Here is a 26,979-nt window from a genome sequence, read left to right as displayed (position 1 = left end):
AATTGTTGATCTCATTATTTTGCTCAACAATTGATTGTATTTATGTTTCATATTTTATCAAAGCGAGTTAAGAAGAATGAACGTTAAAACAAAATTAGCAACAGCGGTTTCAGTTGCAATCATGGCAGCTGCGGGTTCAGCTAATGCAGAAGTAACACTTTACGACTACACAGAAGCAACTAGCTCTTATGAAGATGCTTACATTGATGGTAGCTTCAGTGCTGACGGTGGTAACCAGGGTCAGACTTCTTATGATGCTGATCTAAGTGTGTCTTATGATCGTGTTTTCAGTAGCCCAAACCGTAACATCGGTATCACAGCGGGTGCAGAGGGTTCTGTTGGTCGTGGTGCCACAGAAGGTGCTGGTTCTTCAAGCACTTACTCTGCAAACGTAGCGGCTACTGCTGATAACTACTTCCGTCCGGGTTCTAAGGGTGCATTCTGGTACGGTTCTGGCCAGTTAGGCGCTGTGAAAGACGCAGAGAACGTATACAGCAAAATCGGTGTTGGTCTGGGTTATGGACGTGTTGTAAACGTTACACCTATGGCTAAATCAATGCGTTTGATCGAAGCACTGGGCGAGCAGGGCGCTCTGAAAGGCACACCAAGCAAAGCGACTTACGTTAGTGTTGCAAACATTATTGCACGTGAAAGCGAGTACAAGAGCAAATACGGTCTTGCGAGCTACGATCAGTACTGGATTGCAGACATCGAGAAGGCATTGATGGCTAGCGGTCAAATCGGAAGCGGTTTGAAAGCAGGCGGCGTGATCAAGGCAAATGACGTGCTACAGAACGAGTTTATCTCTACACGCCGTCATGGTTGGTTGGTTCGTGCAGGTATGGGTGTTGTGTTGTCAAACTACGATGACAGTGATGGCGGTGATCCTTCATTGGATATCGGTGGTGAGTACCACCGTCCATTAAACAACCAGACTCAGTTCTCAAATGTTGCATTGTTTAGCACAATCTACAGTGATGATGATACTGGCTACAATGTATACAACAACATGACATTGACCAGAGAAATCACAGACAAGATTGACTGGGAAAACAGCTGGTTGCTTAACTACAGCAAAGCAGGTGATGATGCAGGTGTTGACAGTACTACAAACACACTAACGTCAGCATTCCGTTACTACCTGGACAACCAGCTGGATCTAACATTAACAGCTAAGGCAACTAAGTCTGACGCTCTTGATGATGTTGATACATCTCTAAACATGGGTGTTAGCTACCGTCTACGTTAATCGTAGAGGGAGCACCTGATTCATCAGGTGACGTGTTGAGAGGCGGAGTATTTATGCTCCGCCTTTTTTGTGCCTGATTTTTATCACTGCAGGCCGACGTGTTCGCCTTGTTTGATTTATTGACTTTTATGGCACGGAATTAAGCACAGCAGCAGAATGCACTATTTGGCACATGTGTATTAACGTAGTAGTGGGTGTTTGTAGAGGTAGTAGCGAGAGAAGGGTGGGGTGTTATCCACCCCATTATTGTTGAACGGTTTTTTATCGCCCCTGTAATTAACTTCGGTTAGCGTTTTATTTTTATTGTTGCCAGTCAGTTTATTCTTATTATTTGATTTCTTATTGTTCTTATCTTCGACTGCTTGGCTATCCGTTGAAGTTGGGCTAACTATACGGTGAAACCGATGAACGGTATCTGAACAATTGCTTTTAATTTAAGCAGACTTTAGTTTGGTATGAAATAAAAAGGCGAACCTGATGATCCGCCTCTTTACTAAAGCGTGCGCCAAAAATTAACGCAAATATCTGCCTTAACCTTTACCTCTCCAAGGAATGACCTTATCAATAATCCAACGCATCATCAGATCGAATAACAATCCGAGCAGACCAAGGATGATAATCGTGGTCCAGATGATCTCGTAGTCAGACTGCTTACGCGCCACATTCTCTACGAAACCAATACCTGTGGTACCTGCTAGCATTTCCGCAGCAACCAAAGTACCCCAACACACACCAATCGCAATTCGGATACCTGTGAGTATCTCAGGTAACGAGTTAGGTAGGATGACTTTACGCAGAATCTGTCGGTTTGTTGCTCCCAGTGAGTGCGCCGCATGAATCTTAGAAAGATGCGTACCCGTTGCACCGGTTCTGGCTGAGATAACCATAATCGCGAAGGCGACCATGAATAGTAAGAAGATCTTACCGTCATCACCAATACCAAAGATTGTTAAGATCAGCGGTGCCCATGCTAGTGGTGGGACCGGACGATAAAGCTCGATCATCGGATCGAAGAAACCTTTCGAGAACCGCGATAGTCCCATGAACAGCCCCAGCGGCACACCAAGGATAATTCCGAAGAACAAACCCGCTAATACACGCAGTAATGAGTCCCAGACATGGCCTGATGGCATGGGTACTTTAAACGACTCAAAGTTACCCGTGACAATGTCATGTACCTTGCTTTTAAAGTTTGGTGTAACGATGCCATTTTCATCATGACGAGGGAATTTACCCGGCACCAAGGATGAAATGAAATCCGGAAGTACGAAATCAACCATCTCACCGAATGGTTTCATTTTGTACCACAACAGTGGATAACCTTTATAGCCAATTTCAGGGTTAGAGATACGTGCAAAAGTACGTAAAGTGTCTGATGGCTTAGGTAACCAGCGACCAGAACCCTGTTCACTACATGAGCTACTACCTGACGTGATTTGACCGCCTGGCATCATGAAGGTGTCGTAGAATCTTAGTCCACCTTGTTGACTTTTTTGCTCATCATCCAACTTAACGAGTGCTGCCTGAACATTATTCAATGCATCCGGTGGGAAGATATTGCCATCATCCACACGGCGTAAAACACGCGTCAGACCTTTAACGAAATCAGCCCGGTTTTGGACGAGTAACTCATCAACACCCGGAGAGGCTTGAGCCAGTTCATCAAGTGATGCGATCTGTGCTTTAAGCTTTTCAATCTGAGCTAAGAAATTTTCATTCTTATTTCTGATTTTGGAAAAGTCAGACGCAATCGACTTCATTTCTTTTGCGGCTGCATCAAACTTATAGCCCCGTGGACTAGCAGGAGCATTCGGGATTTCGTTACCAGAGTCCCCCCAGCGTGCGTTCTTTTCAGCGGCAGCAACTTGCTCAGTCGTTGGCTCACCAGGGTAGTTTTCATCGGCAAGTTTCGCGGTTAGATCATCAATCCGTGCTTCAATACTTTTAAACTGACTACTTGTTTCAGCGTCAAGATACTCCGGTGAAGTCATTCCCGTTATCGCTGCGCGCATCAAGTCGATCGTTTCTTTCGCTTTCGCTTTTTCGGTCTCAGAAAAGCCTAGTCTCTCAACTCTTTCCTCAAGCTCAGACAGTTGCGCATTTTCACGAACCAATAAGCTCGTACCTTTTAAAAACTCTTTTTCTAAAGGAAAGGTTGAGCGAATTGGATTGACTGCAGATGATAGTTTAGCGACCTGGCAAAGCTCATTGGCAGCTTTGGGGTGGAATGCCCGAGCAGCATCCCAAGAGAAATAGAGCCAAACAATGAGAATCGCACTAACCCCCGTTATGACCCAATGCCAGCCACCTAATGCACGTGCGGGATTACCAAAAACAGCATCATTTTTTTCGGTACGTATTAGTTTACGCCCGTAGAAGAACGCCCATATAACAGCGGCAATCAAGGCAACAAATATTGTACCGACAATAACGCCCCGGTATTCAAATAAGAAATCAAACATAATTACACCTGCCCCATAATTTCTTCTTCCATATCCCAGATCATGGTGAGAATCTCTTCACGAGTATGAATAAAATCATCCCCGTTTTTGATGTCTCGGGTATCTTCGGTGACACCACGGTCAGCAAAGGGCAGATTGTATTCTTTGTGTATTCGTCCCGGTCTTGGTGCCATGACGAATAGTCGTTCGCCCAGCAGTAATGCTTCTTCCACTGAGTGCGTGATAATCATGATGGTCTTGCCGGTTTCTTTCCAGATTTTAAGTACAAGCGACTGCATTTTTTCCCGGGTCAATGCATCAAGTGCGCCAAGTGGCTCATCCATCAGAATCAAATCCGGATCATTGATGAGACAGCGTGCTAATGCGATCCGTTGCTGCATTCCCCCTGATAATTGATAGGTAGGAACATCACCGAAGCCAGCCAAGCCAACGATATCTAACCACTCATCGACCATTTTACGGCTTTTTTTAGGGTCAGTACCTTTCATACGCAGGCCAAAGTCGACGTTTTCTGAAACCGTTAACCATTCAAATAAAGCGCCTTGCTGGAAAACCATGCCCCTGTTCACACCAGGACCTTTGATTTCTTCATCGCCAAGGTACACGCCACCACTTGTGGGGTGATTGAATCCTGCGATGATATTTAGCAGCGTTGTTTTACCACAGCCTGACGGCCCCAGTACTGATAATAGTTCGCCACTTTTTAGAGTGAAATTGATGTTGTTAAGCGCATGAACTTGCCCCCCTGAACCAACATCAAAAACCATACTTAAGTCTTTTGCTACAAGGTCACTCATATACCTTCCTTAGGTGATTGATTTTACGTTGTCTTAAAGTACCGCTTAGAATAACTCTGATGTAAAAACGGCAGATGAGATATCTGCCGTTTGTGTAACACTTTCCTGACTTAAGTAGGCTTACTTAAGGAAAGATGTATCAATTACTGAAGAGTAATCGTCTTTAGCTGGCGCTGCTTCTGTAGCAAACATATTCCCCATGAATGGCAATACTTTTGCGACCTTGCCATCTTCATTGAAGTACTCTGCCATCTGCTCTTCAACAGAAGGGAAGCTGAATCCAGCCATTTGCTCTTTAGTTTTCTCCAGCGTTAAGCCCGCATCTTTAGCAATAACATCCATCTTGCTTTGGTCTTTGGCAAAATCTGCATTGGCTTGTGATGTAACTTCCATGAACGTCTTTACTGCTTCAGGGTTTTCCTGAATGAACTTCTCAGTCACAGAAACGATATCAAAGCTAGTGATGCCAGCTGCTGTTTTCTCGTCCAGCGTTAACATTGGTTTACCAACTTCTTTCATCTTAGACAGTGAGTCAGCACCAAAACCGCATGCCATTGCTACAGCACCATCAGCCAAAGAGACGGCAGCATCTGCTGGTTCCTGATCAACAATTTTGATTTTTGTGATATCTACGTCCAGACTGCTTAGCGTCAGGCGAAGTTCATAGTCAGACATTGTATTTAACGGTACTGCAACTGATTGGCCTTCCAGCTCTGTTGCATTTTCTTTTGATATACCTGACTTGTCGCTAACAACACAATCACCACCAGCACCGTAAGCAACTGCAATACCAACCATCTTGATTGGTGCGTTAGCATTCACAGCGTTAACGAATGGCGTCATGCCTTGACTGAATGCAATATCAATATCGCCAGACAGCATCGCCTCGGTCATTGCAGTACCCGTAGCAAAGTTCACCCAGTTAACTTTCTCACCGAGTGCTTCATCATAAACTTTCTCAACTTTAGCGACTTGATTTGGGGTTGCCCACTCTAGGAAATATGCAACGTTAACGTCTGCACTTGCCGTTGATGTTGCGATGCCAGTAACTGCTGCTAGTGAGATACAGCTTAGAATTTTCTTGATTGACTTCATTTGAACTCCTGTGGTCTTACTCTCTGAATTGCCTTCGGTTGCCGGAGACAAGTTATGCTCGGTGCTGCAAGGTTGCATCACTGAGTTTCTTTATCATACTACACTCACACCTTTTTTTTGCAGGAGGAGTACATCAGTGATTCATCGTCGATATGACTAGTGTCATTGGTAACAATTGTGTGCCTCAGTGCGCATGGAACTGACATCGCCATTGCAGTGAGATTGTTGGCAGATTTGTGTGTTTTTGCGGAATCCTGCTCACTGCATATCGTTGACCTCCCCGGATGTGAATCTCACCTTAAAACCTGTATTCAGATTTTCTTAGAGCCAGATGTGTAGATTAGTTGGGCCAGTGAGTCGTTCATAAGTGACAAATTATCCAATAACGCCGTCGTAAGCTGACATTGTCATGTTTAGCTCACTGAAATAGTGCTATTTAGAAATCGATTAAAACTTTAAAAATATATATAAAACAATTATTTATGCGGTTTTGGAGAAAGTTGGCACACCCGGTGCATATTACTTATCAACAACAAAACGATAACAACAAAATAATAATAAAAGATTTACCAGCAAGCCCCCGAGAAGAGCGATCTATCAATAATAAAAATAAGATCATCGCCAATCTCAACCCCCACGCTCTTTGCTTACCCCGGCAAAGGGCGTTTTTTATTTGGGTGGGATGAAAGTCCTGTTTAATGCTTAACAGAATGTTGGGAGGTGTAACGAAGTTTTTGAGGGAGTGTGAATGGATGGCGTCCCGGAGAGGAATCGAACCCCTGGCCTGTCCCTTAGGAGGGGACCGCTCTATCCAACTGAGCTACCGAGACGTGGGGTGCATTATAGCAATAAGAAGCCCTGCGGATAGTGTTTTATCACCACAGCTGTCTAAAAAGTACAACCGTGGTGCCTCAATGTCGTGACAAATAATCTCTAAATTTCCCACATTAGCTCGTCATCATCTTCCAAAAAGCCGAGTTGACGGTTGATGCGCTTGTTTTCAAAGTAGTTATCCAACTTGCGTTTTACTTCCAAACGTCGACGCATTTTCTTGCTTTGGCGTTTTTTACGGTTTTTGAATTCGCGTTTGATGTTGCTTTCGAAGAGAAAAAAAACATTGTCATTCCGTGACATAAGTAACCTCCGTGTTGATTGGGTTATTTATATCTACCGAAAATCTCTGGTTGAGAAAAATCAAAAAATCTCTGAGCGTTGATTAATATTTTTTGGTCTATCAGAAACATTATTCAGCTTAATTAGCTGAGTTTTTTAGGCGGTATTTTTTGATTTAAAAATAATCAATATCCTATGTTTTAGTAATAATGTTGATCACGGGAAATAGTTATACCGCCGAAAAATACAAAAGTTCCATTAAGAAAAATTAACCCAAGTGGTTGAAAATTATGGGGTTTACTTAATCAGTTGGTGAAGTTGATACAATGCATCCAATGCTTGTCGCGGAGTTAATTCATCAGGATCAATTGCCTGTAGTGCTGTTTTCAAGGTCTCAGCTTGTGGGTCAACTTCAGGTGTAAATTGCAGATTTAAGGGAAGGGTTCCGCCTTCCTGAACAGAGTGCTTAGCATCGGTCTCTAAAGATTGCAGTTTTTGTCTGGCTTGATCCACCACTGGTTTTGGCACACCGGCAAGTTGTGCAACCTGTAAACCGTAACTTTGGTTGGCAGGACCATCTTTTACGCGGTGTAAGAAGACAATCTTGTCTGCGTGCTCAACCGCGTCGATATGAACATTGGCGATATTGCTGATGGTGTCAGGTAGGCTTGTTAATTCGAAGTAGTGCGTCGCGAATAAAGTGAATGCTTTGCGCTGACTTGCCAGATGCTCGGCAAATGCCCATGCGAGTGATAAGCCATCAAAGGTGCTGGTGCCCCGACCAATTTCATCCATTAAAACCAATGAGTTGGCAGTGGCATTATTCAGGATATTAGCCGCTTCCGTCATTTCCACCATAAATGTGGAGCGACCGGTGCTCAAGTCATCATGTGCGCCGATGCGGGTAAAAATGCGATCGACCGGGCCAATCACGGCACGTTTAGCAGGGACAAAGCTCCCCACGTGGGCCATCAGCACCAACAACGCAACCTGTCGCATATAAGTCGATTTACCGCCCATGTTTGGACCGGTAATCATCAGCATGCGTCGTTGTGGGTTCATTTGCAGATCGTTAGGCACGAACGGTGCGTCTAGCGTAGTTTCTACTACCGGGTGGCGACTGTCTTCGATATCAAACCCGGGTGTTCCCACAAGCTCAGGACATTCGTAGTTCAGTGTTGAAGCGCGCTCCGCGAAGTTACTGAGTACATCGAGTTCTGAGATTGCCTGTGCGGTCAACCGTAATGGCTGCAAATGTTCTGCTAATGTAACCAGCAAGCTTTCATAAAGTGATTTTTCACGCGCAAGCGCACGTTCTCGGGATGACAGTACCTTGTCTTCGAATTGCTTGAGCTCCGGAAGAATAAAGCGCTCAGCACCTTTGAGTGTTTGACGTCTGACATACTCCGGTGGTACCTGGTCCGAATGCGTACGGGATATTTCGATATAAAATCCATGCACCCGGTTGTAAGCAACTTTGAGTGTTTGAATCCCCGTGCGCTCGCGTTCACGGGTTTCCAGATCCAATAAATATTGGTCTGCGTTCTGGCTTAGGTTACGTAACTCATCAAGCTCAGCGTCATAACCTTCGGCAATGACACCACCATCACGAATCAATACTGGTGGTTCTTCAATGATGGCGCGGCCGAGTAGTTCTAATAAGGATGCGTGAGTATCTATTTGCTGGCGAATATCCTGCACATATTGGAATCCTACGGAATCAATTTCACTATGCAGTTGTGGCACGATATGCAATGACGCGCGTAAGGTTGATAAGTCGCGGGGTCGTGCTGAGCCTAAGGCGATACGTGACACGATACGTTCGATATCACCGATTTGTCGTAATAAAGGTTGCAGCAATTCGAAACGATAATCCTGTATCAGAGCAGCAACTGATTGGTGACGATTGCGCAGGACTTGCTGATCTTTGAGAGGCTTATTCAGCCAGCGACTGAGTAGGCGGCCACCCATGCTGGTAGCAGTGTGATCCAGTACTGAAATCAGTGTATTTTTGTGGTCACCAGTGAGGCTTTGTTCAAGTTCCAGGTTTCGGCGACTGGCAGCATCAAGCACAATGCCATCATCCGTTGATTCTACTTGCATGCCGGTAATATGAGGCAGGGCAGCACGTTGTGTTTCTTGTACGTATTGTAGGAGTGCGCCAGCGGCAATAATAGCCAATGGTAAGTCGGTGCAACCGAATCCGCTTAAGTCATGCGTACCGAACTGTTTAGTCAAGAGTTGCAGCGCAGTATCACTATCGAAATGCCAACTTGCACGACGAGTGATGGAGTGTTTGCTTCCTGATAAGGGATTTTGTTCTTCTTGTAATAATATTTCTGCGGGTTGCAGGCGTTCGATCTCATTAGTCAGTGCATGGGCATTTTCCAGCTCTGACAGGACAAAACGACCACTACTCAGATCGATATGCGCAACACCGTAGGCTTCTTCATGTTGGAAGATGGCCAGTAATAAATTGTCGCGGGTTTCATCCAGTAAAAAGTCATCAGTCACCGTTCCTGGCGTCAGAATACGTGCAACCTTGCGTTCCACCGGTCCTTTACTGGTTGCAGGGTCTCCGACTTGTTCACAGATAGCGACCGACACACCTAGCTTTAACAGGCGAGGTAAGTATTGCTCTGCTGCATGGTACGGTACACCTGCCATCGGGATCGGATCACCGTTTGATTTCCCTCTGGCCGTTAGCGTGATATTGAGCAATTCTGCCGCACGCTTCGCGTCATCAAAGAATAATTCATAAAAATCACCCATACGATAAAACAGCATTTGATCCGGATGCTCTGATTTAATCCGGAGGTATTGCTGCATCATTGGTGTGTGTTGTGAGGTAGATTTTTTGCTAGATTTGGCCATTTGGGGAATGTATCAGCAGGGTAATTAAATGTCATGAGTCTGCTGAAAATAAATGCAAATCTAGTCGGACTAATGCACTTTTGAGAGTACATGATGTAAGATGCGGCGCATGAATGAGTCTGAGTTAATACAAATCGCTGAGCAGGTATCCAATGTACTGCGAGCGCACAAGCAACGGCTGGCAACGGTAGAGTCTTGTACTGGCGGATGGGTGGCCAAACTATTAACCGATCTGTCAGGAAGCTCTGATGTTCTGGACTGTGGATTCGTTACTTACAGTAATGGCGCTAAGCAGAAAATGGTTGATGTTAAATTGGAAACGCTTGAGCAGTTTGGCGCGGTCAGTAAAGAGACGGCGGCCGAAATGGCTAGCGGTGCTCTGCGATACAGTGATGCCTCAGTGTCCCTGTCAATTACAGGCGTCGCCGGACCAGGCGGTGGCACTGACAGTAAACCAGTCGGGATGGTGTGTTTTGGCTGGGCGAATAGGCAAGAATTGGTAGAGACAGACACTTGTCACTTTGAGGGTGACCGCAATGACGTGCGGATGCAGTCGGTAGCACACGCTTTGCAGGGTGTCGTGTCACGCTTGGGGAAATGAGTTTTTTATGGCTAAATAGCCACACTCAAATTTAATGATAATAATTCGGCAAGTATGATTTGCCATTAGCTTAAAAGGAAAACAGACGCGTGGATGATAATAGAAAAAAAGCCTTAGCAGCAGCATTAGGTCAGATCGAAAAGCAATTCGGTAAAGGCGCAGTGATGCGTATGGGTGATGCAAGTGCGGCGCGTAATATCGAAGTGATTTCAACGGGGTCTTTAACACTGGATATTGCATTGGGTGTTGGCGGTTTGCCGCGTGGTCGTATCGTGGAGATCTACGGACCTGAATCATCGGGTAAAACAACCATGACACTGCACACGATTGCGGAGTGTCAAAAAGCTGGCGGTACCTGTGCATTTATCGATGCGGAGCACGCACTGGATCCAAGTTACGCTGAAAAGCTGGGCGTCAATATTGATGACCTGCTGGTTTCTCAGCCGGATAATGGTGAACAGGCGCTGGAAATCGCCGACATGCTGGTCCGTTCAAGCGGTGTTGATTTGGTAATTGTGGATTCTGTTGCAGCATTGACTCCTCGGGCTGAGATTGAAGGTGATATGGGCGACTCACACATGGGTCTTCAGGCACGTTTGATGTCACAGGCGCTGCGTAAACTGACTGCAAACATCCAAAAGTCGAACACGACGGTTATCTTCATCAACCAGATTCGTATGAAGATCGGTGTTATGTTTGGTAGTCCTGAAACCACCACTGGTGGTAATGCGCTGAAGTTCTACGCATCTGTGCGTATGGATATTCGTCGTATCGGTGGTATCAAGAAAGGCGATGAGATTGTTGGTAACAGCACTCGTGTTAAAGTTGTTAAGAACAAAATGGCGCCTCCGTTCAAAGAAGCTGAGTTCGAGATTCTTTATGGAGAAGGTGTTTCTCACGAAGGTGAGCTGATCGATCTGGGTGTGCGTGAAGGCTTAATCAATAAAGCGGGTTCTTGGTATAGCTACCAAAGTGACAAGATTGGTCAGGGTAAAGATAATGTGCGTACCTATCTGAAAGAGAACCCTGAAATTGCCGAAACCATTGAAAAGCAATTGCGTGAAAAGCTACTAGCTTCTAAGGCTGCCCCTGCAGATGAGCAAGATGACGCAGAGCAAGAAGCCGAGTAATTCACAGGCTGATAATGTCAATCGCTGCCTGAAAACAGCGATTGATTTGTTATCCCGTCGTGAACACTCCCGGCTTGAGTTGCGCCGTAAATTGCAGCTTAAGCCATATGCGGAAGGTGTTGATCTGGAACCCTTACTAGATCAACTAGCTGAGGCAAATTACCAGAGCGAAGAGCGATATGCGGAGAGCTTTGTTCGCTCCCGTATTCTCAAGGGACAAGGCGAGTTAAAAATCCGCAGTCAATTGCTACAGCGAGGCATTAGTCAGCGTCTGGCCGAAACTGCCATTCGTGAAGCAGAGGTCAATTGGTGGGATCTTGCCGAGACGCAGCGTGCAAAGCGATTTGGCGAAGCGTATCCCAAAGCGCGTGACGAGCAGGCAAGACAATCCCGCTTTCTTTTATCACGCGGTTTCCCCAGCCATATCGTGCGTGAAGTCACACAAAGCTAACTGTCACTCTAACCACTTAGTAATATTGCCTTGCATTCTGTTCTATGGATGATGAACCTCTAAACATTTACAACCGAGGCTGAGGAATTATGGAAATCACAACACAGGTGCTACTGTGGGCATTTGGGCTTGCTTTCATTCTGGGCGTAGTCGCCACGAAAACCAATTTTTGTACTATGGGAGCCGTGTCAGACGTAGTCAATATTGGCGATACGGGACGTATGCGGGCTTGGGTATTTGCCATGGGAGCAGCCATACTAGGTGTGCTGGTTACTGGTGCGCTCGGTTACGTCGATATTTCCATGACCGCTGATAATGATGTATCAAATCCGCCTTACCGAACCGCTATGTTTGCCTGGCCTCGTAATGTAGTGGGGGGATTGATTTTCGGTATAGGAATGACGCTCGGTTCAGGCTGTGGAAATAAGACATTACTCAGAGTCGGTGGCGGGAATATAAAATCAGTATTTGTGTTGCTGGTGATGGGCCTTGCCGCTTATATGATGATATTCACTAATGTCAGCTACGACTACTTCATACGTTGGATGGAGCCAGCCTTTATTGATTTGACTAATTACGATATCGAAGACCAGAGTCTGGGCAGTATTGTCAGTGGAATTGGTGGCTTCGATGCAGATACTACAGGGCTATTAATTGGTGCGGTATTGGGTGTAATGTTGATTCAATGGGCTTTGTCCTCCAAGGACTTCACCCGAAGCTTTGATAATGTATTGGCAGGAGTGGTTGTCGCTGCTGTTATTGTTGCCGCTTGGTGGGTGACCACGGGTGAGGTGGGTGTCGAACTGTTGGATGAGGTTGATATGATGGATGAGCGTCCTTACGCAGTTGGCGCGCAGTCCTTCACTTTTGTTCAACCCTCTGGGCACTTGTTACGTTGGATTGAAACCGGATTCTCAAACCAGATGGTAACCTTTGCACTCTGTGCGGCATTTGGTGTGGTTGCCGGTGGCTTCTTGTACTCATTAGTTGCGGGCAAGTTTCGTATTGAGTGGTTCAGTAGCTGGAAGGACTTCTTCGCGCACATCATTGGTGGTTTTCTAATGGGAATCGGTGGTGTATTGGCAATGGGGTGCACCATTGGTCAGGCGGTGACGGGTGTATCGACATTGGCCTTAGGGTCATTCCTGACATTCGCAGCGATTGTGTTTGGCAGTGCGCTAACCATGAAAATCCAATACTATGGAATGGTTTATGAGGATGAGTCGAACTTCTTTAAAGCGCTGTCAGCCTCGCTGGCGGATATGCATTTATTGCCAAATAGCATGCGACAATTAGAAAAGGTGTAATTAGTTTAAAAAAGGACTTGTAAATGAAAATACGGTGTCTATAATACGCCGTTCTTGACGTAGGGGCGTTAGCTCAGTCGGTAGAGCAGTTGACTTTTAATCAATTGGTCGAGCGTTCGAATCGCTCACGCCCCACCATTTCAAGACCTCCCTTTAGGGGCGTTAGCTCAGTCGGTAGAGCAGTTGACTTTTAATCAATTGGTCGAGCGTTCGAATCGCTCACGCCCCACCATTCTTTTTTGCACTTTCCTGATCTTTTTATTAGTTTTTGCTTATAGACTTCGTGCTATGATCTGATGTGTTTATTCGCGCGTACATAGCCTACCCAAAAATTATTAAAAGCAGCTGACTATGGAAAATGAAAATATCATTCGCTTAAGCGTCTTTTTAGGCCTTCTTTGTTTGTTTAGTTTGTTGGAATATCTAATTCCCCGACGCGTTATGCCCGGTAGCAAGCCCAAGCGCATGGCAGCAAATCTTTCATTAGTTGTTATTGATAGTATTGCGGTGAAAATAATTCTGCCAATGACGGCTGGATTGTTTGCGGTGTGGGTGGCAGAGCAGGATAGAGCGCTATTAGGATTTCATACACCCGTGATTCTCGCGATTATCTTGTTAGATGTGATTATCTACTGGCAGCACCGGATTTTTCATGTCGTGCCAATGCTTTGGCGGCTACATCAAGTGCATCACAGTGATAACGCGATCGATACCAGCACTGCGCTACGCTTTCATCCCATCGAAATTGTCTTATCCATGTTGGTAAAGTTCGCTGCGATCCTGCTATTTGGGATTCCGGTAATGGCAGTGGTGATATTTGAAATTATCCTCAACGGTGCAGCATTGTTTAATCACAGTAATATTCGACTGCCGTTTGATCATATTTTGCGTCTGTTTATTGTGACGCCGGATATGCATCGTGTGCATCACAGCGTGATTAAGGGTGAGACCAATAGTAACTACGGTTTTAATGTGCCGTGGTGGGATCGCATTTTTGGCAGTTATGTGGCACAACCAGAGCAAGGTCACGAGAATATGAAAATAGGTCTGAATCAGTATGAGGGTGGCGAAACGTCGCTACTAAAATTGTTATTAATGCCGCTGAAGCTGAAATAGGCGCATTAAAATACAAAATAACTGGGCTTAGCGGTTAACCCTGACGATTTAACTTGCTAAACTTGCCCGCTTAATTAATCCACGCCTGTTTGTGGCGAAAAACATCATGTGGCCATTGGTATTGGTCACCACTGGAGATTATTGTTATGCCTGTTATTACACTTCCCGATGGTAGTCAACGTAGTTTTGATAAACCTGTGTCTGTTATGGATGTTGCTTTTGATATCGGCCCTGGTTTGGCCAAAGCAACCCTCGCGGGCCTCGTGAATGATGAGTTGGTTGATGCCAGCTACTCAATGACTGAGGATTCAACACTCAGCATTATCACCTCAAAAAATGAAGAAGGTCTGGAAGTAATCCGCCACTCTTCAGCGCACTTAATGGGACAGGCAGTTAAACAACTATTTCCAACCGCTCAGGTAACCATTGGTCCGGTCGTTGAAAACGGTTTTTATTATGACTTCGCTTACGAGCGTGCATTCACGCCTGAAGATTTAGAGGCGATTGAAAAGCGCATGCAGGAGCTGATTAAGCAGGATATCCCTGTGAGTCGTGAAGTCATGGGACGTGATGAGGCGGTTAGCTTCTTCCGTGACATGGGTGAAGAATACAAAGCTGAAATTATTGAGTCGATTCCGGCTGATCAGGAGTTGTCTCTGTATCGTCAGGATGACTTTATTGATTTGTGCCGTGGTCCACACGTGCCAAGTACAGGAAAGATTCCGGCAGTTAAGTTAACTAAGCTTGCCGGTGCATACTGGCGTGGTGATTCAAATAACGAAATGCTGCAACGTGTTTATGGTACAGCTTGGGGCAGTAAAAAAGACCTTAAGACATATCTGCACAATGTTGAAGAAGCAGAGAAACGAGATCACCGTCGTTTGAGTCGTCAGCTTGATTTGTTCCATATTCAGGAAGAAGCACCGGGGCAGGTGTTCTGGCATCCGAAAGGCTGGACAGTTTATCAAACAATTGAACAGTACATGCGTGAGCAGCAGCGCCTGAGAGATTACAAGGAAATCAAAACACCACAGTTGGTTGATTTCTCTTTGTGGGAGCGTTCTGGGCACGCAGCGAAATACAAAGATGATATGTTCTCCTTGATTTCGGATGAGCGTGAGTTTGCCTTAAAGCCAATGAACTGCCCGTGCCATGTTCAGGTATTTAATCAGGGTCTGAAAAGCTACCGCGATTTACCGATGCGTTTGTCAGAGTTTGGTTCATGTCACCGAAATGAAATGTCAGGTGCACTGCATGGTTTGATGCGTGTGCGTGGTTTTGTTCAGGATGATGGCCATATCTTCTGTACTGAGGACCAGATCCAGTCTGAAGTGTCAGAGTTCATGGACTTCCTGCATGACGTGTACCGTGATTTCGGTTTTGATGATGTTATCTATCGTCTATCTACTCGCCCTGAAAATCGAGTGGGTAGTGATGAGGACTGGGATAAAGCGGAGAAGGCATTATCCGATGCGCTGGATGCAAAAGATCTGGAATGGCAGGAAAATCCGGGTGAGGGTGCTTTCTATGGTCCAAAGATCGAGTTCTCATTCAGAGATGTCATTGGACGTGTTTGGCAGCTTGGTACTATTCAGGTTGATTTCTCCATGCCGGGTCGCTTAGATGCGCAATATGTTGCAGAAGATGGATCGCGTCAGGTTCCTGTTATGTTGCACCGTGCAATTTTAGGTTCTTTTGAACGTTTCATCGGAATTTTGATCGAACACCATGAAGGTCGATTCCCGTTGTGGTTGTCGCCAGAACAAGCTGTTATCATGAATATCACTGATTCTCAGGCTGATTTTGTAAAATCTGTGACAGACCGGATGAAAAAAGTTGGCATTCGGGCTACGTCAGACTTGAGAAATGAGAAGATTGGATTTAAAATCCGCGAGCACACTTTACAACGCACGCCATATTTATTAGTGGTCGGTGATCGTGAAGTCGAAGCGGATTCGGTCGCAGTGCGTACCAGAACAGGTGAAGACTTGGGTACAATGACTGTTGATGCGCTGATTGCTCGTCTGCAAGGCGAAATTAGTCAGCGTGTAGATCTTCCACAAGTGCAGAAGACTTAAAATGCTTGTTGTTTTGCGTTAAGTCGTATTTTTATTGTTTAGGAGGGTAAGCGTATCGCTCGCAACCAGAAAAAAAATCGTGTCAATGAAGAAATTACTTTACCCAAGGTAAGGTTAATTGATGCAGAAGGTGAAAATGTCGGTGTTGTATCTATAGAGGATGCAATGGCCAAAGCTGCAGCTGTGACACTAGATTTGGTTGAAATTGTGCCGAATGCGGAACCTCCTGTTTGTCGCATCATGGACTTTGGTAAGTTCAAGTTCGAAAACAGTAAGAAGAAAGGTGCTGCTAAGAAGAAGCAGAAGAAGACTCAGGTTAAAGAGATTAAATTCCGCCCTGTTACTGATATTGGTGATTACAATATCAAACTACGTAACATGGTTAAGTTTCTTGAGGCTGGCGACAAGACTAAAGTAACGGTTCGTTTCCGCGGTCGTGAAATGGCTCACCGTGACTTGGGTATGGATATGCTTAAGCGTGTTGAAGCGGATCTTGCGGAATATGCAACAGTTGAGCAGTTCCCTAAGATGGAAGGTCGTCAAATGATCATGGTGATGGCGCCGATCAATAAAGACAAGCAGTAAAAAGCACAGAATTTGTATGCATCCCTTCAAGGCGGGCACTCTTGAGGGATGTTCTATTAACCGTTATCAACGGAGACGAAGATGCCTAAGATCAAAACTAACAGCGGCGCTGCAAAGCGATTCCGCAAGCGTGCTAATGGCACGTTCAAGTGCAAGCAATCTCACTTGCGTCATATCCTGACTAAGAAAAGCTCTAAGCGAAAGCGTCACCTGCGTGCAGGCGATGTCGTTGAAGCGTGTGATACGCCTTCAGTTCGCAAAATGATGCCTTACGCTTAAACAGGAGATTTAGAAAATGGCAAGAGTAAAACGTGGTGTAACAGCCCGTGCTAAGCACAAAAAAGTCCTCAAAAAAGCAAAAGGTTATTACGGTGCTCGTAGCCGTGTATATCGTGTTGCTACCCAGGCAGTTACAAAAGCTGGTCAGTATGCATACCGTGACCGTCGTCAAAAGAAGCGTCAATTCCGCAGCTTGTGGATTGTTCGTATCAATGCGGCAGCTCGTATGTTCGATATTTCTTATAGCCGTTTAATGAACGGTATTCATAAGGCTGGTATCGAAGTTGACCGTAAGATGCTGGCTGACTTAGCAGTACATGATATTGATGCGTTTGAGAAGATAGCTGAGCAGGCAAAAGCCGCCCTAGCTGCTTGATTCAAACCTATCGAATCAGACTGAAAGCGGGGAAAGGTTGATGCCTTTCTCCGCTTTTTTTGTTTAGAAGTATCATAAAACGGATTTACCGGGAGTTTTTCTGTGAAACAATTACTGGAACTCATGGATCAGGCACATCAGGAGCTGTCAGCAGCTGCAAGTCTTGCAGCGCTGGATGAAGTACGTGTGCGTTACATGGGGAAAAAGGGGATTCTGACAGACCAGTTGAAGCAACTAGGTCAACTGCCAGCGGAGCAACGCCGCGAAGCAGGTCAGGAAATCAACAAGGCAAAGCAAGCATTAGCCGCTGCTTTGGAAGCTCGTAAAGAGAGCATGCAGGAAGAGGCGCTAAATGAGCGTTTGCAGGCTGAGCGTGTTGATGTCACTTTACCGGGACGCGCTGCCGAAACAGGTAGTTTGCATCCTATCACCTTAACCATCAAACGAATCGAAGCGATCTTTGCGCAACTTGGTTTTGATGTGGTTGAAGGTCCGGAAATTGAAGACGACTTCCATAACTTCACAGCGTTGAATGTTCCGGAGCATCATCCGGCACGTGCCATGCATGATACGTTCTACTTTGATGATGGTTTGTTGTTAAGAACACATACCTCGTCAGTACAAATTCACACAATGGAAGACAATGAGCCGCCATATCGGGTGATTGCTCCGGGCCGTGTTTACCGTTGTGATTCTGATGTGACCCATAGTCCAATGTTCCATCAGGTTGAAGGCTTGATGGTTGATAAGGACGTTACGTTTTCAGATTTAAAAGGTGTATTGGACGCTTTCTTTAAAGCTTTCTTTGAGGTTGACGAGCTTCCGGTTCGTTTCCGTGCGTCTTATTTCCCATTCACAGAGCCATCTGCTGAAACCGACATTCAATGTGTTTTGTGTGAAGGTGAAGGCTGTAAGGTTTGTAGTCATACCGGCTGGCTGGAAGTAATGGGCTGTGGAATGGTGCATCCTGAAGTGCTGAAGCACACAGGTGTTGATCCGGAAAAATACACTGGTTTTGCCTTTGGTTTTGGGGTGGAGCGCTTAGCGATGTTGCGTTACGGCATCGATGATTTGCGTATCTTATTTGATAACGATACTCGCTTCCTGCAACAGTTCAGCTAAGGGGATAAACAAATGAAAGTCAGTGAAACATGGCTGCGTGAATGGGTTAACCCTGAAATTGATGCAGCAGAAATTGGCAGCCAGCTTACGATGGCGGGTGTCGAGTTAGATGGAATTGAGCCGGTAGCCGCGGATTTTAGTAATGTAGTTGTGGCGGAGATTCTGAGCGCAGAAAAGCACCCCGGTGCTGATAAGCTACGTATCTGTCAGGTCAACTGTGGTCAGGATGAGCCTGTTCAGATTGTTTGTGGCGCACCGAATGCTCGTGCGGGTCTGAAAGCGCCGTTGGCAATGATTGGTGCGGTATTAGGTGCTAGTGATGGTTCTAGCTTCAAGATTAAAAAATCAAAATTACGTGGCGAGCTATCGTTTGGCATGCTGTGTTCTGCAAGTGAGCTTGGCTTGGCCGAGAGTGCGGATGGCTTGCTTGAGATAGCGGCAGATGCACCAGTTGGGCAGGATATTCGTGAGTACATGATGCTCAATGATGTAATTCTTGAACTGGATGCCACCCCTAATCGTGCGGACTGTTTGAGTATTGCAGGGATTGCGCGTGAAGTCGGTGTATTGACACAAACTCAGGTAACTGCACCGGAGATTGCCACCGTTGAAGTGGTATCTGATGAGCAGTTTGGCATTGAGATTCAGGCTACCGATGATTGCCAGCGTTATGCAGGTCGTATTATCCGCAATGTGAATGTAAAAGCTGAGACGCCGTTGTGGATGGTAGAGCGTTTACGTCGTGCGGATATTCGGAGTCTGGGACCAGTTGTTGATGTCACCAATTATGTGATGATTGAGCAAGGTCAGCCTATGCATGGTTTTGACTTTGATAAGTTGTCCGGCGGTATCGTGGTTCGTAAAGCCGCGGAAGGTGAGCCTCTGACTTTGCTTGATGGTCGGGAAGTTGCACTGAATGAAAATACGCTGGTTATCGCGGATCAGGAAAAAGCGGTTGCTCTGGCAGGAATCATGGGTGGTTTAGATACTTCGGTAACTGATGATACTCAAAATATTTTTCTGGAAAGTGCGTACTTTGTTCCTGAGAAAATCATGGGTAAATCACGTAACTATGGTTTACACACTGACTCATCACACCGATTTGAGCGTGGTGTTTCTCCTGATTTACAAGCTAAGGCACTAGAACGTGCGACCCAGCTGATCCTTGAGATTTGTGGTGGTGAAGTGGCTGCGGTGAATGATGTCGTCAGTAATCCGGCCTTGTTGGACCGCTCAGCGATTATTTTACAATCCAGTGATATTGTCCGTCACTTGGGCATTACTGTTGATGCCGAGCGTGTGACTGACATTCTGCAGCGTCTTGGATGTGAGGTTGAAGTTGCCAGTGAAAGCTGGTCAGTCACTCCACCTGTATTCCGTTTTGATATTTCCCGCGAGGTTGATCTGATTGAAGAAGTAGCCCGTGTGTATGGCTACGATAAGATTCCGTCACGTCTTCGCCCAATGGAGCCAAGAATCGCTCGTAAACTAGAAACTGAAGTGAATGAAGATATTTTACGTCAGTTATTAGTTGCAAAGGGCTATCGTGAAGCAGTTACCTACAGTTTTGTGCCTTCTGAGATCGAGTTGATGCTGAATCCTGCTCAAGAGCAGATTCGTTTGGCAAACCCAATCTCTGAAGAGTTGGCGATTATGCGCAGCACTTTGTGGTCAGGTTTAATACCCGCTTTAGTTAAAAACCTGAATCGACAGCAGTCGCGTGTTCGCTTGTTCGAAATGGGTCTTAACTTTGTAAAGACTGACTCGGGTATTAAGCAGCGTAAGCAGCTGGCCGGTGTGATCACTGGTACGCGTAATACGGAACATTGGGATACCAAAGCAGAGAATGTTGATTTCTTCGATATTAAAGGCGATGTTGAGAAGCTATTAGCAGAAGCCACAGAAACCACTTTCCATTTTGCAGCTGTTGCACATCCGGCATTACATCCGGGACAGTCTGCACAGATTATTGATGGTGATAATGTTGTTGGCTGGGTTGGTGCATTGCATCCGCGTCTTGAGAAGTCGCTTGGATTGTCTCAAACCGTGTTCTTGTTTGAATTGGATATGGATCGAGTATCGAAAAAGTCGCTTTCAGCTTATAAAAAGTTGTCTCGCTTCCCATCCATTCGTCGGGATCTTGCATTGATTGTTGATCAATCCGTAACCGCTTCTGCTATTTCAAGAGTGTTGGAAAATGCAGGTGTAGAGGCATTGACTTCGCATTCTGTGTTTGATGTTTACGAAGGGCCTGGGGTCGAAGCTGGACAAAAAAGCCTTGCTTTAGGCTTGATTTTCCAAGACTTTTCACGCACTCTAGAAGATGCTGATATCAATGCACATGTAGATAGCATCGTGCAATTGTTAGAAAAACAAACAGGTGGAGTGCTGCGTCAATAACGCTGCGTTTTAGCCTCACACAATACTCGAAGGTTTAGGAGCTACAGTGATGACATTGACCAAAGCGGAAATGGTCGAACATTTATTTGATGAACTTGGTCTAAATAAACGTGAAGCTAAAGAGCTTGTAGAGATGTTTTTTGAGGAAGTTCGTGGGGCGCTTGAACGTGGTGAAGGCGTTAAGTTATCAGGCTTTGGTAATTTCACTCTGCGCGATAAAAAACAGCGTCCAGGGAGAAATCCAAAGTCTGGTGAAGCAATCCCTGTGAGTGCCAGACGGGTAGTAACTTTCCGACCCGGACAAAAACTCAAACAGCGGGTAGAAAACTATGCTGGAACCATCGAATAATCAGGAGCTTCCCCCAATACCGGGGAAGCGCTACTTCACAATTGGTGAAGTGAGTGACCTGTGTGGTGTTAAGTCACATGTATTGCGTTATTGGGAACAAGAGTTTCCGAATCTGAAACCGATGAAGCGTCGTGGTAATCGTCGCTATTATCAGCGTCAGGATGTGTTATTAATTCGTCAGATTCGTAGTTTGTTGTATGAGCACGGTTATACTATTAGTGGTGCTCGCCAAAAACTAAATGGTGAAGAAGCAGAAGACGATACAAGTCAGTCTAAGCAGCTTATTCGTCAATATATTACTGAGCTTGAAGATATACTTAAGTTGCTAAAGCAGTAACTGTCTCCTTCATTCACAATTACCTCATCTACGGTGCACAGGGCTATTGACCGCCTTGTGCATATCCGCTTCTTTATATTGCTGAATCAGCAGTACCTCTACAAAATCAGTTTGAGTATGCTTGTCAGAGCGTCTGGCTCGTCGACTCACTCCATTGATGCCACACACTCATCAACCAGTATCTTCACTTCCTCAGGGGACAGCAGATCCCTTTGTGTAATAGCTAAATCACACTGTTCACGAATTCTCATAGCCCTTTCATCTATCTCGACTGTTTCCGTCTGAAGGTGAGTACTATTCCTATCAATACACTCTATAACAGCCTGTTCAAACTGCTGCTCAGGTATGCCGACTGACGTAGCGATATCATGACATTGCGATACAACCTCCTCTATTGACAGTTGTGATGAGCCAAGTGATTGCCCTTCAATAGTAATAGGTGTTTCATCAATTAGTTCTGGTTTAACACCATTACCAGTCTGTGATGCGTTCTGTCGGGAGTCTAAGCTTTGTGTGGATGTATCAGAGGAAGGAGCGCTATCAATTGTTTGACTACTAACGAACTTAGGTTCTGCTTCATTGACCCAGTTGTACTTTATTCCAAAATAAACAACACAAATGAATACGAGTGCAGCAATTATTCCAGTTAATAGTAATGACTTTAACTTCATTTAAATAACCAATCAGGGGGTTAAAAATATCATCAGAAATTAGAGCAGAAAGTTACAACCTTGGCCAGCAAACAAATGACTAATAAGAAGAGCTTTGCGTTATTGTCTTACAAAAAACTGGCTTGCAGGGGAGCAAGCCAGTAAAAAATATCACGCAGATGTTACGCCAATAAAGTCAGCTATCTAAGCTTTGGCTCTATTGCCTAGTAGTTTAGTGTTACTACGACGGCGTGAGCGTTGATAATACTTACGATCTTGTTGCGTCGCAGATTTTGCATTCACGATTAAGAAACCGCTGACGTTCTGTTTGATACGAGCTAAAGACTCTACCGTACGTTTAATGCGCTCAGATTGTGTCTTCATGTTGTTTTCATCCGTCACAATCAACGTCTTGGTTGCCAGAGAAGACAATACCAGTGTTTCTGCAAGTCCTGATGCTGGTGCTGAGTCGATGATGACAAAATCAAATCGCTGTGAAGCCTGTGAAACCAGATAGGCCATCTTTTCACTACTTAGCAATCGCATCGGGTCATCTTCAAAATTACCGGCTGTTATCACAAACAAATTATTTATCGCTTTGATAGTTTGAGTAATGCCAACTAAGTCGCTTTCATTACCTAGGTATTCGGAAAGTCCAGTGGTGTTAGGTATGCCAATTTTAGTGTGGATTGATGGTAAGCGAAGATCGGCATCAATTAGTAGCACACGCATGCCCATCTGTGCATAAGCACATGCCAGGTTACATGCAGTGGTACTTTTACCTTCTTCTTCAATAGTACTGGTCACAAGTAGTACTTGTTCTTCTTCCTGATTACTCTGGAATTTCATATTCGCTGCAAATATTCGATAAGCTTCCGCAAATTGAGTATTGGGCGAGGTCTTGCATGCTAGTGCAAGATTCCTTTTTGAGGCACGACCCGGACGAGGGATAGCACCCAGTACCGATAAGCCAGTGAAGTTCTGAAGATCGTCAGGCGTCTTGATTGACTGATCGAGTGAATCACGTAGGAACGCTAATCCAACTCCCAGTAATAAACCAGCGACAGTACCCACTAAAATATTAAGTTTTGGATTAGGGCGATACTTTTTAACAGGTTCCCGTGCAGGATCAATAATACTGATATTACTGGTATTTGCATTGGCTGAGGAAGCAACTTCAACTTCTTCAAGACGTTGTAATAAGCCATTGTAAAGCTTGCCACTAGAATCAACTTCACGTTTCAATGTGTTGTAGTTGATGCTGTTACCCTGCAATGAGTAGAGTTCTTTATTAAACTTGGCTAGCTCAGAACGCAGTTTTTGTTCTTGTTTTCTCGCAGATTCAAAATCAGACTCGAGTGAGCCACGAATGGTGTTGAGTTCAGCCTGTAGTTTTCTGCGAGTGTCGCTGATCTGCTGTTGTAAGCGTTGCATATCAGGGTAGCCAGGCTTGAATAATTTCAACTTTTCTTGATATTCACCTTCAAGCGCAACAAGTCGTCCTTTGATGCTAGTTACAACAGGGTTGGTTAATACTGTGGACACGGACCCTGTGTTTTGCATCTCACGGTATAAGCTTTCTGCAGAGGTTCTGCGTATTTCGGCTTGCACCAAGGCAGCACTGAGGTCATTTAGTTTTCGAACATGTCGTGTTTGGCCGGCGTCAATACTGAGGATGCCATTTTTATTGGAGTACTGGACAAGTCGTTCTTCAGCATCCTGAAGGTTTTCACGAGCCTTCTCAAGTTCGGTTCTCAGGAATTCTTTTGCATATTCACCGGTTTCGCTTTTGGTATCGATCTGTAGCTGGATAAAGTTATTAATAACACTATTGACCGTTCTTTGAGCCTCATTTGGAGAGGTGCCCTCGTAGAATATCTTTACCAAGTGCGTTGCATCGATGGGTTGAATTTGCAATTTTTTGGCGAATAGATCAGTAATGTCTTCCAGCTTTTCAGGCTCACCGGCGCCACTACCTGAATCTGTTGCTATCCACTTTGTGAAATCAGGAAGTGTGAAGAATTCATAAAAGCCTTTCATGCTTTCGGGTGGGTCACCTGCTGAACGGAGGCTACTTTCAAGCATTTCCTGTTCTATAACCTTGTCGGCTAGCACACGACTTTTCAACATCTCATAGCGAGTGCGGAAAAAGGGATCTTGCAATGAATCGATGGCTGTAGTCTGAGCTTCAGTTTGGCCAAAACTTACCACCTGGGGGCCTTCGCGCTCAATTTGAATCGTCGCGTTGGCTACGTAGGATGGTTTTGTAGAAAAGGTGAATAACAGCGCAAACAATAGTGTAAGCAAAGTTGTAAACAGTATCGTCCATTTCCTGCGTATTAGGATGGAGAAAATATCACGCAAAGATAGTTCTTTCTCTGGTGAAGATACCGGAACCGCCTGAATGGTTTGTGCAGGCATAGGCTGCGCAACCTGAGGCATCCCTCCTGTTTGTTGTACCACAGGTACTCTAGACATGATGTGACCCTGATTCTTTATTATCTTATCCGCTGACACCTCAGATTGGCTCTGTTCGAGGTAGGCTGAGGGATATACGCAAATTATTGGATTATTTAGGGCTTATGTTAAGAGCTACTGTTGTACGCGTAAATGATTTCAAGATGAATGGATAAACTGTACCCAAACAGCCGATTAAGGGTTGAGTAGATTCAATCGGAGCAACATCAGGCTTAAATTACCTTGTCCCGACTTCACCCGGAAGTCGTCGCGATCAAGCGTATTGTCCGGGTTAAGTTCGACTGTAAAGCTAGCTGTTTTGAGCTTTCCATCGCCCTTCGTAGTGAGCTTGGATGTTTCTCCTGCGCTTGTTTCAATCCACACAGTTGTTTTGGTGTCATCCTTGTAAGTCAGCTTGATCACAACATTGCAGCGGGTTGGGCAGCGTATCTTTCCTAGCTGTTCATTAATATTGAATGAGAACTCATTAGATGAACGTGCTGCATATTCGTAATCAGTGCCGTTGGGTAGATAGAAGCCTTGCCCCCACTTTTTATCACTTTCGGGCATGTCAATCTTCATGGCGGGTTGGCTATTGCTGGTTTCGGTAATCCAGCGGCCAAATGAGCGTATTGCCGTGCGGTCGTTCGATTGGCATGCCTTACGTTCAGGATATTCCGCAGCTAGCCTATAGTCGGCAACGTAGCGTTCGCCGAATAAAATGAATAGATCCGGTGTATCTTTTCTGAGTTTGCCCATGGTTTTGTCAAGATACCGGAGGAATTCCTGAGTTTTGTACACGGGGTGATCAATTTTTTGCATCGCCCGGGCAAAGATCAAAGAGTAGTTGCGACGCATTTGAAGGCCGCGCAGTGAGCTAATCAAGAAGCGGTAGGGCTGGTTCTGGTAACTACCATGCTCATTAAGCACATAGTCCAGATTGCCATATATTTCGTTTTCGGTTGCCCAGTAGCGTTTTGCATATCTATCGGCAACTGTTTCATCCATGAGTAATGAGCAGGTGCCGTCACCCATGGGTTCTAATTGCATACCATACACTTTATGTATATAGCGCATCCAATGCTCAACTTGTCCGTCACGATTGCCAAGTCCTTTGTCTAATACAAACTTTGCAATTGAAGGCATGCGCTGGTTGTAAGGTTCGGCGATACTATTCCAAGAGAATTGCTCAAGATTATTAAAGGCTAGTTTGTGAGTATTCGAGCCGAATGCTGTGACAAAAGCATTTACAATATGCTTAGTCGATGACTCAAGTAATGCTGGCGTCAAACCAAAGTCAGTTTCAGCTTCAAGCAGTTCTTGGGGATTCATTGTGAATTCGCCCCAGCCGTCTTTTAGCTCGAATCGTTTGCAGTCACCGCGGTATTCGCCATCCGCGATACCAAGTTGCACACCAACGATTTGTGGGTTTCTTCTGACAAAATTAGCGAGTTGCTGAATATAAGGCTTTACCAGTTCCAAATACTGCTGATCCCAGAATATCAAACTGCCGTTGCGTGTGTAGCGTAATTGTTTAAGTGCCCATGCGGGTGTCTCACAGCGTGAGTAGATTTCAGGCCTGAGAACAATTTGTTGACCCGGTCTGGAATTTAACTGATGTTGTAGTTCGGAGAAATCAAATTTACCTGATACCGGATTGGTACGGTCCCAACGCACAATATGGAAGTCACCGCGAATATAGTCTTTGGGGCCTCGGGTTTCAGACACTAAGCCACCAATCGTGCTACGTCTGGCATAGCTCGGCAGACGCCAGTCCATACCTTTCACAACTTCAATATTAGTGCCGATGGATTGATTAGTGGCTGGCTTTTTAGGGGGCGGAGTAGGGGAGGTGGGTTGTTTTTTTGGTTCCGTTACCCGTGGCGGTATCGTCTGTTTAGGAGTCGTAAGCTCAGGCCCGTTGGTTGCTGAGTTACTAGCTCGGCTATTGTTATCAGAATTAAACAGTCGGTCTGACAGGTCACCATAAAATGTATCAGGCAGAAGCAAGGCAATACTGAGTGAAACAATAAAGACACCCAGAATAAGGATAAACAGTAAGTTTTTTAATTTCTTCATGGTCTGCAGCTGTTATTTTGTAATTGCCTGAGTCTTTATAATAGCCACGCGGCTTAGTAATTGATTGGTAAG

Annotated in this window: 22 protein-coding genes and 3 tRNA genes; 16 read left to right on the top strand and 9 right to left on the bottom strand. The window is 45.2% G+C overall.

Annotated features, from left to right (window positions below; translation table 11 throughout):
- Window positions 1–76 precede the first annotated feature (76 nt).
- Window positions 77–1,249: a hypothetical protein gene (locus DKW60_RS01475; RefSeq protein WP_109835888.1), complete on the top strand. Its 1,173-nt coding sequence runs from the start codon at window positions 77–79 to the stop codon at window positions 1,247–1,249.
- 530 nt (window positions 1,250–1,779) lie between these two features.
- Here the strand turns inward: DKW60_RS01475 and DKW60_RS01470 are convergent.
- The 6 genes from DKW60_RS01470 to mutS all read right to left on the bottom strand — a co-directional run bounded on the left by DKW60_RS01470 (window position 1,780) and on the right by mutS (window position 9,590).
- Window positions 1,780–3,711 (bottom strand): ABC transporter permease, encoded by a 1,932-nt coding sequence (locus DKW60_RS01470; protein WP_109835887.1) that lies wholly within the window; start codon window positions 3,709–3,711, stop codon window positions 1,780–1,782.
- 2 nt (window positions 3,712–3,713) lie between these two features.
- Window positions 3,714–4,508, bottom strand: a complete 795-nt coding sequence (locus DKW60_RS01465) for an ATP-binding cassette domain-containing protein (protein WP_109835886.1) — start codon at window positions 4,506–4,508, stop codon at window positions 3,714–3,716.
- Between the two features lie 120 nt (window positions 4,509–4,628).
- Window positions 4,629–5,603 (bottom strand): taurine ABC transporter substrate-binding protein, encoded by a 975-nt coding sequence (locus DKW60_RS01460; RefSeq protein ID WP_219988600.1) that lies wholly within the window; start codon window positions 5,601–5,603, stop codon window positions 4,629–4,631.
- 753 nt (window positions 5,604–6,356) lie between these two features.
- Window positions 6,357–6,433 (bottom strand) — tRNA-Arg (locus DKW60_RS01455).
- Window positions 6,434–6,536: 103 nt separating this feature from the next.
- The gene (locus DKW60_RS01450; RefSeq protein WP_109835885.1) at window positions 6,537–6,737 is read right to left on the bottom strand and encodes a PA3496 family putative envelope integrity protein; all 201 of its coding nucleotides are present in this window, start codon (window positions 6,735–6,737) and stop codon (window positions 6,537–6,539) included.
- 276 nt (window positions 6,738–7,013) lie between these two features.
- Window positions 7,014–9,590 carry a DNA mismatch repair protein MutS gene (gene mutS / locus DKW60_RS01445; RefSeq protein WP_109835884.1) on the bottom strand — a complete coding sequence of 859 codons (2,577 nt, stop codon included), beginning with the start codon at window positions 9,588–9,590 and terminating at the stop codon, window positions 7,014–7,016.
- A gap of 109 nt (window positions 9,591–9,699) precedes the next feature.
- Between mutS and DKW60_RS01440 the strand changes: the two genes are divergently transcribed.
- The 15 genes from DKW60_RS01440 (at window position 9,700) to DKW60_RS01370 (ending at window position 21,721) form a co-directional block, all read left to right on the top strand.
- Entirely contained in the window at window positions 9,700–10,191 is a 492-nt protein-coding gene (locus tag DKW60_RS01440; RefSeq protein ID WP_219988599.1) for a CinA family protein, read from the top strand.
- 89 nt (window positions 10,192–10,280) lie between these two features.
- A complete protein-coding gene (recA, locus tag DKW60_RS01435; protein WP_109835882.1) occupies window positions 10,281–11,321 on the top strand; it encodes a recombinase RecA in 1,041 nt (346 codons plus the stop codon).
- Window positions 11,287–11,772: a regulatory protein RecX gene (locus DKW60_RS01430; RefSeq protein WP_109835881.1), complete on the top strand. Its 486-nt coding sequence runs from the start codon at window positions 11,287–11,289 to the stop codon at window positions 11,770–11,772. The genes recA and DKW60_RS01430 overlap by 35 nt, the downstream gene beginning before the upstream one ends.
- An 89-nt stretch (window positions 11,773–11,861) precedes the next feature.
- The gene (locus tag DKW60_RS01425) at window positions 11,862–13,079 is read left to right on the top strand and encodes a YeeE/YedE family protein (protein WP_109835880.1); all 1,218 of its coding nucleotides are present in this window, start codon (window positions 11,862–11,864) and stop codon (window positions 13,077–13,079) included.
- A gap of 62 nt (window positions 13,080–13,141) precedes the next feature.
- Window positions 13,142–13,217 (top strand) — tRNA-Lys (locus DKW60_RS01420).
- An 18-nt stretch (window positions 13,218–13,235) separates the two neighbouring features.
- A tRNA-Lys gene (locus tag DKW60_RS01415) sits at window positions 13,236–13,311 on the top strand.
- 119 nt (window positions 13,312–13,430) lie between these two features.
- Window positions 13,431–14,195, top strand: coding sequence for a sterol desaturase family protein (locus DKW60_RS01410; protein WP_109835879.1), 765 nt, complete (start codon window positions 13,431–13,433; stop codon window positions 14,193–14,195).
- 146 nt (window positions 14,196–14,341) lie between these two features.
- Window positions 14,342–16,273 carry a threonine--tRNA ligase gene (gene thrS / locus DKW60_RS01405; protein ID WP_109835878.1) on the top strand — a complete coding sequence of 644 codons (1,932 nt, stop codon included), beginning with the start codon at window positions 14,342–14,344 and terminating at the stop codon, window positions 16,271–16,273.
- Window positions 16,274–16,327: 54 nt separating this feature from the next.
- The gene (gene infC, locus DKW60_RS01400; protein WP_109835877.1) at window positions 16,328–16,858 is read left to right on the top strand and encodes a translation initiation factor IF-3; all 531 of its coding nucleotides are present in this window, start codon (window positions 16,328–16,330) and stop codon (window positions 16,856–16,858) included.
- A gap of 81 nt (window positions 16,859–16,939) precedes the next feature.
- Entirely contained in the window at window positions 16,940–17,137 is a 198-nt protein-coding gene (gene rpmI, locus DKW60_RS01395; RefSeq protein ID WP_109835876.1) for a 50S ribosomal protein L35, read from the top strand.
- A 16-nt stretch (window positions 17,138–17,153) separates the two neighbouring features.
- Window positions 17,154–17,513, top strand: a complete 360-nt coding sequence (gene rplT, locus DKW60_RS01390) for a 50S ribosomal protein L20 (RefSeq protein WP_109835875.1) — start codon at window positions 17,154–17,156, stop codon at window positions 17,511–17,513.
- A gap of 123 nt (window positions 17,514–17,636) precedes the next feature.
- Complete coding sequence (pheS, locus tag DKW60_RS01385) at window positions 17,637–18,635, top strand: phenylalanine--tRNA ligase subunit alpha (RefSeq protein WP_219988602.1); 999 nt, start codon at window positions 17,637–17,639, stop codon at window positions 18,633–18,635.
- A gap of 12 nt (window positions 18,636–18,647) precedes the next feature.
- Window positions 18,648–21,035, top strand: a complete 2,388-nt coding sequence (gene pheT / locus DKW60_RS01380; RefSeq protein ID WP_109835873.1) for a phenylalanine--tRNA ligase subunit beta — start codon at window positions 18,648–18,650, stop codon at window positions 21,033–21,035.
- Window positions 21,036–21,084: 49 nt separating this feature from the next.
- A complete protein-coding gene (ihfA, locus tag DKW60_RS01375; RefSeq protein WP_109835872.1) occupies window positions 21,085–21,384 on the top strand; it encodes an integration host factor subunit alpha in 300 nt (99 codons plus the stop codon).
- Window positions 21,365–21,721 carry a MerR family transcriptional regulator gene (locus tag DKW60_RS01370; RefSeq protein WP_109835871.1) on the top strand — a complete coding sequence of 119 codons (357 nt, stop codon included), beginning with the start codon at window positions 21,365–21,367 and terminating at the stop codon, window positions 21,719–21,721. The genes ihfA and DKW60_RS01370 overlap by 20 nt, the downstream gene beginning before the upstream one ends.
- Window positions 21,722–21,867: 146 nt before the next feature.
- Here DKW60_RS01370 and DKW60_RS01365 read toward each other — a convergent pair whose 3' ends face one another.
- The 3 genes from DKW60_RS01365 to DKW60_RS01355 form a co-directional block, all read right to left on the bottom strand.
- Window positions 21,868–22,392 carry a hypothetical protein gene (locus tag DKW60_RS01365; RefSeq protein ID WP_109835870.1) on the bottom strand — a complete coding sequence of 175 codons (525 nt, stop codon included), beginning with the start codon at window positions 22,390–22,392 and terminating at the stop codon, window positions 21,868–21,870.
- A gap of 183 nt (window positions 22,393–22,575) precedes the next feature.
- Window positions 22,576–24,849 (bottom strand): GumC family protein, encoded by a 2,274-nt coding sequence (locus DKW60_RS01360; protein WP_109835869.1) that lies wholly within the window; start codon window positions 24,847–24,849, stop codon window positions 22,576–22,578.
- A 174-nt stretch (window positions 24,850–25,023) separates the two neighbouring features.
- Window positions 25,024–26,907: a hypothetical protein gene (locus DKW60_RS01355; RefSeq protein ID WP_109835868.1), complete on the bottom strand. Its 1,884-nt coding sequence runs from the start codon at window positions 26,905–26,907 to the stop codon at window positions 25,024–25,026.
- Window positions 26,908–26,979 lie beyond the last annotated feature (72 nt).

The sequence above is a fragment of the Leucothrix pacifica genome (assembly GCF_003172875.1).
Classification (GTDB): Bacteria; Pseudomonadota; Gammaproteobacteria; order Thiotrichales; family Thiotrichaceae; genus Leucothrix; species Leucothrix pacifica.
Note: the sequence above shows the minus strand (reverse complement) of the source record. Positions and strands in the feature narration are given on the sequence as shown.

Excerpts from the sequence above, each read along its gene's own strand:
- DKW60_RS01475 (WP_109835888.1), top strand. The coding sequence starts at position 77 with ATGAACGTTAAAACAAAATTAGCAACAGCGGTTTCAGTTGCAATCATG.
- DKW60_RS01470 (WP_109835887.1), bottom strand. The coding sequence starts at position 3,711 with ATGTTTGATTTCTTATTTGAATACCGGGGCGTTATTGTCGGTACAATA.
- DKW60_RS01465 (WP_109835886.1), bottom strand. The coding sequence starts at position 4,508 with ATGAGTGACCTTGTAGCAAAAGACTTAAGTATGGTTTTTGATGTTGGT.
- DKW60_RS01460 (WP_219988600.1), bottom strand. The coding sequence starts at position 5,603 with ATGAAGTCAATCAAGAAAATTCTAAGCTGTATCTCACTAGCAGCAGTT.
- DKW60_RS01450 (WP_109835885.1), bottom strand. The coding sequence starts at position 6,737 with ATGTCACGGAATGACAATGTTTTTTTTCTCTTCGAAAGCAACATCAAA.
- mutS (WP_109835884.1), bottom strand. The coding sequence starts at position 9,590 with ATGGCCAAATCTAGCAAAAAATCTACCTCACAACACACACCAATGATG.
- DKW60_RS01440 (WP_219988599.1), top strand. The coding sequence starts at position 9,700 with ATGAATGAGTCTGAGTTAATACAAATCGCTGAGCAGGTATCCAATGTA.
- DKW60_RS01430 (WP_109835881.1), top strand. The coding sequence starts at position 11,287 with ATGAGCAAGATGACGCAGAGCAAGAAGCCGAGTAATTCACAGGCTGAT.
- DKW60_RS01425 (WP_109835880.1), top strand. The coding sequence starts at position 11,862 with ATGGAAATCACAACACAGGTGCTACTGTGGGCATTTGGGCTTGCTTTC.
- DKW60_RS01410 (WP_109835879.1), top strand. The coding sequence starts at position 13,431 with ATGGAAAATGAAAATATCATTCGCTTAAGCGTCTTTTTAGGCCTTCTT.
- thrS (WP_109835878.1), top strand. The coding sequence starts at position 14,342 with ATGCCTGTTATTACACTTCCCGATGGTAGTCAACGTAGTTTTGATAAA.
- rpmI (WP_109835876.1), top strand. The coding sequence starts at position 16,940 with ATGCCTAAGATCAAAACTAACAGCGGCGCTGCAAAGCGATTCCGCAAG.
- rplT (WP_109835875.1), top strand. The coding sequence starts at position 17,154 with ATGGCAAGAGTAAAACGTGGTGTAACAGCCCGTGCTAAGCACAAAAAA.
- pheS (WP_219988602.1), top strand. The coding sequence starts at position 17,637 with ATGGATCAGGCACATCAGGAGCTGTCAGCAGCTGCAAGTCTTGCAGCG.
- pheT (WP_109835873.1), top strand. The coding sequence starts at position 18,648 with ATGAAAGTCAGTGAAACATGGCTGCGTGAATGGGTTAACCCTGAAATT.
- ihfA (WP_109835872.1), top strand. The coding sequence starts at position 21,085 with ATGACATTGACCAAAGCGGAAATGGTCGAACATTTATTTGATGAACTT.
- DKW60_RS01370 (WP_109835871.1), top strand. The coding sequence starts at position 21,365 with ATGCTGGAACCATCGAATAATCAGGAGCTTCCCCCAATACCGGGGAAG.
- DKW60_RS01365 (WP_109835870.1), bottom strand. The coding sequence starts at position 22,392 with ATGAAGTTAAAGTCATTACTATTAACTGGAATAATTGCTGCACTCGTA.
- DKW60_RS01360 (WP_109835869.1), bottom strand. The coding sequence starts at position 24,849 with ATGTCTAGAGTACCTGTGGTACAACAAACAGGAGGGATGCCTCAGGTT.
- DKW60_RS01355 (WP_109835868.1), bottom strand. The coding sequence starts at position 26,907 with ATGAAGAAATTAAAAAACTTACTGTTTATCCTTATTCTGGGTGTCTTT.